A 392-nucleotide genomic window follows, 5' to 3' on the forward strand; every position below is an offset into this window, starting at 1 on the left:
GGAAGGCGGCCAGATCATCTACACCGCCACGCTGACCAACCCGGCTGGCACCGAAATGAAGGTGACCCTGAGCAACGGTGAGACCATCACCATCGCTAAGGGCCAGACCGAAGGCAGCATTACCGTTGCTGCACCGGCTAACACCGTCTACGTCGACGCCGGTAATGTCAGCGTGACCGTGACCGGTACTACAGGTGGTGATTTCGAGAAGCTGGAAGTCAGCAGCACGCCTGCCGTGACTGCCGTGACCGACACCATCGACACGTCGACCGTCACGCTGACCGCTACCCCTTCGGTCACCGAAGGTGGTGTAGTCACCTATACCGCTTCCGTAACGGCACCGGTTACTGGCTCTGCCCTGGTGATCTCGCTGGCCAACGGCCAGAGCATCA

At 60.7% G+C, this 392-nt stretch carries 1 protein-coding gene; it reads left to right on the forward strand.

What is annotated here, in order from left to right; all coding sequences use genetic code 11:
• A partial coding sequence (locus tag F3J44_RS29480; protein ID WP_167278017.1) for an immunoglobulin-like domain-containing protein occupies positions 1-392 on the forward strand: 392 nt, incomplete at both ends.

The organism is Pantoea sp. Tr-811 (assembly GCF_011752535.1).
In the GTDB taxonomy this organism is placed as follows: domain Bacteria; phylum Pseudomonadota; class Gammaproteobacteria; order Pseudomonadales; family Pseudomonadaceae; genus Aquipseudomonas.